The sequence below is a fragment of the Paracoccus sp. (in: a-proteobacteria) genome (assembly GCF_030536915.1).
In the GTDB taxonomy this organism is placed as follows: Bacteria; Pseudomonadota; Alphaproteobacteria; order Rhodobacterales; family Rhodobacteraceae; genus Paracoccus.
Map to the genome: position 1 here is coordinate 1 of NZ_JAUNPC010000130.1, position 5775 is coordinate 5775.

Annotated in this window: 6 protein-coding genes; 5 read left to right on the forward strand and 1 reads right to left on the reverse strand. The window is 68.5% G+C overall.

From position 1 onward, the window contains the following. Positions 1 to 247: 247 nt before the first annotated feature. Positions 248 to 1117: a tellurite resistance TerB family protein gene (locus tag Q4F04_RS14455; protein WP_303370504.1), complete on the forward strand. Its 870-nt coding sequence runs from the start codon at positions 248 to 250 to the stop codon at positions 1115 to 1117. Between the two features lie 126 nt (positions 1118 to 1243). On the opposite strand, the gene parC is transcribed toward Q4F04_RS14455, so the two are convergent. After that, the gene (parC, locus tag Q4F04_RS14460; RefSeq protein WP_303370505.1) at positions 1244 to 3478 is read right to left on the reverse strand and encodes a DNA topoisomerase IV subunit A; all 2235 of its coding nucleotides are present in this window, start codon (positions 3476 to 3478) and stop codon (positions 1244 to 1246) included. A 142-nt stretch (positions 3479 to 3620) separates the two neighbouring features. Here parC and Q4F04_RS14465 point away from each other — a divergent pair, with 142 nt between their 5' ends. Genes Q4F04_RS14465 through Q4F04_RS14480 form a run of 4 tightly spaced genes read left to right on the forward strand, consistent with a single transcriptional unit; the run spans position 3621 to position 5635 of the window. Beyond that, positions 3621 to 3995, forward strand: a complete 375-nt coding sequence (locus tag Q4F04_RS14465) for an SH3 domain-containing protein (protein WP_303370506.1) — start codon at positions 3621 to 3623, stop codon at positions 3993 to 3995. 5 nt (positions 3996 to 4000) lie between these two features. Further along, a complete protein-coding gene (locus Q4F04_RS14470) occupies positions 4001 to 4819 on the forward strand; it encodes an SDR family NAD(P)-dependent oxidoreductase (RefSeq protein ID WP_303370507.1) in 819 nt (272 codons plus the stop codon). Positions 4820 to 4844: 25 nt separating this feature from the next. After that, the gene (locus Q4F04_RS14475; protein ID WP_182793778.1) at positions 4845 to 5045 is read left to right on the forward strand and encodes a twin transmembrane helix small protein; all 201 of its coding nucleotides are present in this window, start codon (positions 4845 to 4847) and stop codon (positions 5043 to 5045) included. After that, positions 5045 to 5635, forward strand: coding sequence for a cob(I)yrinic acid a,c-diamide adenosyltransferase (locus Q4F04_RS14480; protein WP_303370508.1), 591 nt, complete (start codon positions 5045 to 5047; stop codon positions 5633 to 5635). Before Q4F04_RS14475 ends, Q4F04_RS14480 begins: the two co-directional genes overlap by 1 nt. Positions 5636 to 5775: the final 140 nt, after the last annotated feature.

Genomic DNA, 5775 nt, shown 5'->3' on the forward strand with positions numbered 1-5775 from the left:
CGATCGTCCCGATGTTGACGTGCGGCTTCGTCCGTTCGAATTTTGCCTTTGCCATGGTGGTCTCCTGGTCGTCGGGCGGCCGGGTGGACGACGCCCTCGCGTAAACATCGCCGCGAGATATAAGCGAGTCGGCGGAAAAGCAAGGCGGGGCGCGCAGGCCGGCCCGGAACCATCCTGCCGAGGCCACGTTGGAAAACCCGAACCGCGGCACCCCCTGTGCCGCGTCCTGTCCCTACCGGAGGTTCCGATGTCCCTGATGAAATCCCTGGCCCGTGTCGCGGCGGGCGTGATGCTGGCCAAGGGGCTTGGCAGCATGATGCAACAGCAGCAGCAATCCCGCTCGGGGCAGGGCTCGCACCGGACCGGGGGCGGCATTCTCGGCGACCTGATGAACGCGGGTTCGCGCCGGGGCGGATCAGGGGGATTGAACGACCTGCTGGGGCAGGTGCTGGGTGGCCGCTCGGGCGGCGCGGGCACCGGGCGGCCCTATAGCGGGCCGAACTCGGGGGGCGCGTCCGGGGGACTGGGGGGCATCCTCGACAACCTGACACGGAACGCGGGCGGCGCGCGTGGCGGTTCCGGCGGGACACTCGGCGGCTTGGCCGGCGGGGCCGCGGCCGGGGGCCTGGGCGGACTTCTGGGCGGCATCCTGAACGGCCCGGCGCAGCGCGGGGCGCAGGCCAACAACGACGCGACCTTCGGCGAGGTCTTCAACGACGCGGTTGCCCGCCAGGATGAACCCGAGGTCGCCCCCACCCCTGAACAGAATGCGGTCGCCGGGCTGATGCTGCGCGCGATGATCCAGGCCGCCAAGGCCGACGGCCGCATCGACGAGGCGGAGCGCGAGCGCCTGCTGGGCCAGTTGGGCGACCTCGACGACGCCGACCGCGACTTCATCCGCCAGCAGATGGCCGCCCCGGTGGACGCGCAGGCGCTGGCGCGCGAGGTGCCCAAGGGCCTTGAGGCGCAGGTCTACCTGATGTCGCTGATGGCGATCGACTTCGACAGCCGGGAAGAGGCGGAATACCTGCACAGCCTTGCCGATGCGCTGGGCATCGACCGGGCGACGACGAACCAGATCCACGAGCAGGTCGGGGTGCAGAACCTGTATTCCTGATCGCGCAGCCGCATCGCGGCTTTGCTTCCCTCCTCAGACCGCGCCCCGGTTTCCGGGACGGGTCCGCAGACAGGTGATGAAAGAGCCGCCCGAAGGACATTCGGGCGGCTCTGCCGATCAACGGTCTCAGTTGAACCGATTGTCGCGGGGAAAGCCGCGCGGGGCCATGCGTCCCGTGGTGCCGCGCTTGGCCAGCCATTCCGTCAGGTCGGCCTCGGTGCGGGTCCGGCCCGCGGGATCAAGCCAGGACAGCCCCACCGACAGCGTGATGCATTTCGCATCCGACAGCCCGCCGTCCTTGAACTTCTGCATCCGCACCCCCTTGCCGCGGGCCATCTCGGGCAGTTCGGACAAGGGGAAGACCAGCAGCTTGCGGTTGTCGCCCACCACGGCGAGATGGTCGCCCTCGATCCGGCGGACCAGAAGCGCCTCGCCGTTCAGCACCTGCTTGCCGGCGCGGGTCTGCGCGAGGATGTCGGGCGCGTTCACGATGAAGCCGTCGCCCGCCTTGGACGCCACCAGGAACTGCTGGTCCTCGCGCCAAGGGAACATGTCCAGCACGGCCGCGTCGTTCGGCAGGTCGATCATCAGGCGCAGCGGCTCTCCCAGCCCGCGCCCGCCGGGCAGGCTGTTGGTGGGCAGCGTATAGAAGCGGCCGTTCGCGCCGAAGACCATCAGCTTGTCGGTGGTCTCGGCGTGCAGCGCCATGAAGGGGCCGTCGCCGTCGCGGAACTTGAGCTCCGCATCCAGCGGCTGGTGGCCCTTGATCGCCCTGATCCAGCCCATCCGGGACAGGATCACCGTGACCGGCTCGCGCTCGATCATCGCGTCCATGTCCAAGGGCTGCACGTCTTCCGAGGCCGTGATCTCGGTGCGCCGCACGCCCGCCGGGTTCGACTTGCCGAAAAGCCCCCGCACCTCGCGCAGTTGCTCGGCGATCTTCGCCCACTGGCGCGCAGGATCGGCCACCAGCGCCAGCAGCCCTTCGCGCTCGTCGGCCAGCCGGTCGCGCTCGGCGCGCAACTCGATCTCCTCCAGCCGGCGCAGGGCGCGCAGGCGCATGTTCAGGATGGCTTCCACCTGCGCCTCGGACAGGCCGAACTCGGCCATCATCACGCCCTTCGGGTCGTCCTCATGGCGGATGATCTCGATCACCCGGTCAAGGTTCAGGTAGGCGATGATATAGCCGTCCAGCACCTCCAGTCGCGCCGCGATCTTTTCCAGCCGGTGGGCGGACCGGCGCAGCAGCACCTCGCGCCGGTGGTCCAGGAAGGCGCGCAGCACCTCTTTCAGCGAACAGACCTTCGGCACCCGCCCGTCAATCAGCACGTTCATGTTCAGGCCGAAACGCACCTCGAGGTCGCTGACCCGGAACAGCGCGGCCATCAGTTGCGCCGGATCGATGGTGCGGGCGCGGGGCTCCAGCACGATGCGGATGTCCTCGGCCGATTCGTCGCGCACGTCGGCGAGGATCGGGATTTTCTTGGTTAGGACCAGTTCGGCCAGCCGCTCGATCAGCTTGGACTTCTGGACCATGTAGGGGATCTCGGTGACGACCACCTGCCACGTCCCCCGGCCCAGATCCTCGACGGCCCAGCGGGCGCGCAGGCGCAGGCTGCCGCGGCCGGTGCGATAGGCCTCGCGCAACGTTGCCGCATCCTCGACCAGCACCCCGCCCGTGGGGAAATCCGGCCCCGGCATGATCGTCATCAGCGTCTCGTCGCGCGCGTCCGGCGACTTGATGAGATGCAGGCAGGCGTCCACGACCTCGTGCAGGTTATGGGGCGGGATGTTGGTCGCCATCCCCACGGCGATGCCGCTCGCGCCGTTGCACAGCAGGTTCGGGAAGGCGGCGGGCAGCACGACCGGTTCCTCCAGGGTGCCGTCATAGTTGGGACGGAAATCAACCGCATCCTCGGCCAGCCCCTCCATCAGCGCCTCGGCGGCCAGCGTCAGGCGGGCCTCGGTATAGCGGCTGGCGGCGGGGCTGTCGCCGTCGATGGAGCCGAAGTTCCCCTGCCCGTCCACCAGCGGATAGCGCATCACGAAGGGCTGCGCCAAACGGGCCATCGCGTCATAGATCGCCCCGTCGCCATGCGGGTGATAGTTCCCCATCACGTCGCCGGAAATCTTGGCCGACTTGCGGAAGGCGCCGGTCGGCGACAGCCGCAACTCGCGCATGGCGTAAAGGATGCGGCGGTGGACCGGCTTCAGCCCGTCCCGCGCATCCGGCAGCGCCCGGTGCATGATGGTGGACAGCGCATAGGTCAGGTAACGCTCGCCGATGGCGCGGCTCAGCGGTTCCGAGATGGTGCCCTTGTCGGGATCGGGGGCGTCGGGGATGTCGGATTTCCTGGTCATGCCGCCCAACTACGCCCGGTCCGCAGGACGGTCCAGTGGCAGCAGGGCCGTGGCAGATGGGCAACATGAAGACGCAACATGACAGGTTTGCCGCAAGTGCATGGAACGCAACCAGACTGAAAACGGTTTCACTGCATCCGCAATGCTTTCAGATACCCCCATCATGTTCCGCCTGATCGCCATCGCCCTGACCTCGACCTTTCTTCTGCTTGCCCTTTTCGGGACCAGCGGCGAGCAGACCCGTGCCCAGCATCCGGCGCGCGTCATGGGGATCATGGGCACCCTGGTCACGGTTCCGCCCGAGGCGCCGGATGCGCACAGGCATTATGTCAGCCGCCATCACCAGCCCATGAAGACCGCCCCCGATCCCGGTGCCGGGGTGCTGCGGATCCTGCCCTTCGGCACGGTGGTCGAGGTGATCGACGCCGGCCACGGCAACTTCACCCAGATCCGCGACCCTTCGGGAGAGATCGGCTTCGTCCACGCCGCCAGCCTGTCGGACAGCTTTCCGGGCTGAAACGATTGCCGACTGTTCTCATCACCGGCTGTTCGTCCGGCATCGGGCTTGACGCCGCGCGCCACATGGCCGGCGCCGGATGGACCGTCATCGCCACCTGTCGCCGCCCCGAGGACCTACAGGCCCGCCGGGCCGAGGGCATGATCGCGCTGCCTCTGGATCTCGGCGACGAGGCCAGCGTGGCAACCTGCGCCGAGGCCGCGCTGACCTACGGCCCCCTTGACGCGCTGGTGAACAACGCGGCCTTCGCCCTGCCCGGCGCGGTCGAGGACCTGCCGCGCGGCGGGTTGCGCGAGATCTTCGAGGTCAACCTGTTCGGCACCCACGACCTGACCCGCCGCCTGATCCCGCATTTCCGGCAGCAGGGCCGGGGCCGCATCGTCAACGTCAGTTCCGTCCTCGGCCTCGTCGGCATCCCCTGGCGCGGGGCCTATGTCGCCAGCAAGTTCGCGCTGGAAGGCCTGACCGACGTGCTGCGGATCGAGATGTCGGACACCCCCATCCGCGTGATCCTGGTCGAGCCCGGCCCGATCACCAGCCGCATCCGCGCCAACTCGATCCCGCATTTCGAACGCTGGATCGACTGGGAACGCAGCCCGCGCGTCGAACAATACCGCGCCAGCCTGCTCAAGCGCCTTTACCAGCCCTCGGGACCGGACCGCTTCGAACTGCCGCCCTCGGCCACCAGCGCCGTGATCCGGCGGGCGCTGGAAAGCGACAGGCCCCGCGCCCGCTACCGGGTGACGCGGCCCACGAAGATCGCGGCGGCGGGACGTAGGCTGCTGTCCACGGCCGCACTGGACTGGTTCGCGCGGCGCAGCTAGTGTCCGCCCAGCGAAAGGCGACCTCATGCGGGACGAGCCCCTTTTCATCCTCGCGGCGCTGGCCGCCCTGGCGGTCACGGTGATCCTTGCCGTGGGCATCGGCGGCTTCGCCCGTGGCGGAGAGTTCAACCGCAGGCATGGGAACCGGATGATGCGCTGGCGGATCATCGCCCAAGCCATCGCGGTGGCGCTGATCCTTCTTTATGTCTGGCTGCGGGGCAACTGATGGTCGTTCTCAATCGAATCTACACCCGGACCGGCGACAAGGGCGACACCGGCCTGTCGGACGGCTCGCGCGTGGCCAAGCACGACCCGCGGGTCGAGGCCTATGGCACCGTCGACGAACTGAACGCGACTCTCGGTCTCGCCCGGCTGCATGCCGGGGACGAGATGGCGGGCAGCTTGGGCGTGATCCAGAACGAGCTGTTCGATCTCGGCGCCGATCTGGCGCGGCCGAACATGGACCGGGACGCCGAGGCGCCCTATCCGGTGCTGCGAATCGTGCAGGAGCAGGTGGTCCGGCTGGAAGCCGAGATCGACGCGATGAACGCGCCCCTGTCGGCGCTGCGCAGCTTCATCCTGCCCGGGGGCTCGGTGCTGGCCGCGCATCTGCACCTTGCCCGGACGGTCGCCCGCCGGGCCGAGCGGCGCACGACCGAACTGGCCGAGGCCGGCGACACGAATCCGGTTGCGGTCAAGTACCTGAACCGCCTGTCCGACTGGCTGTTCGTCGCGGCCCGGGTCGCGAACGGGGGCGGCGAGGGGGACATCCTGTGGGTGCCCGGTGCCTCTCGGGGGGGCAGGCCCGACCGTTGACGGTGCGAAGATGCTGTTCGCGCCGATATTGGGTCTGTAAACCATAGACGACGGCCGTTATGCAGTTGCAGCAACGGATGACGCTGATACGAGAGGGAGTGGACCGATGAAGGTTCTTGTGCCTGTGAAGCGGGTGATCG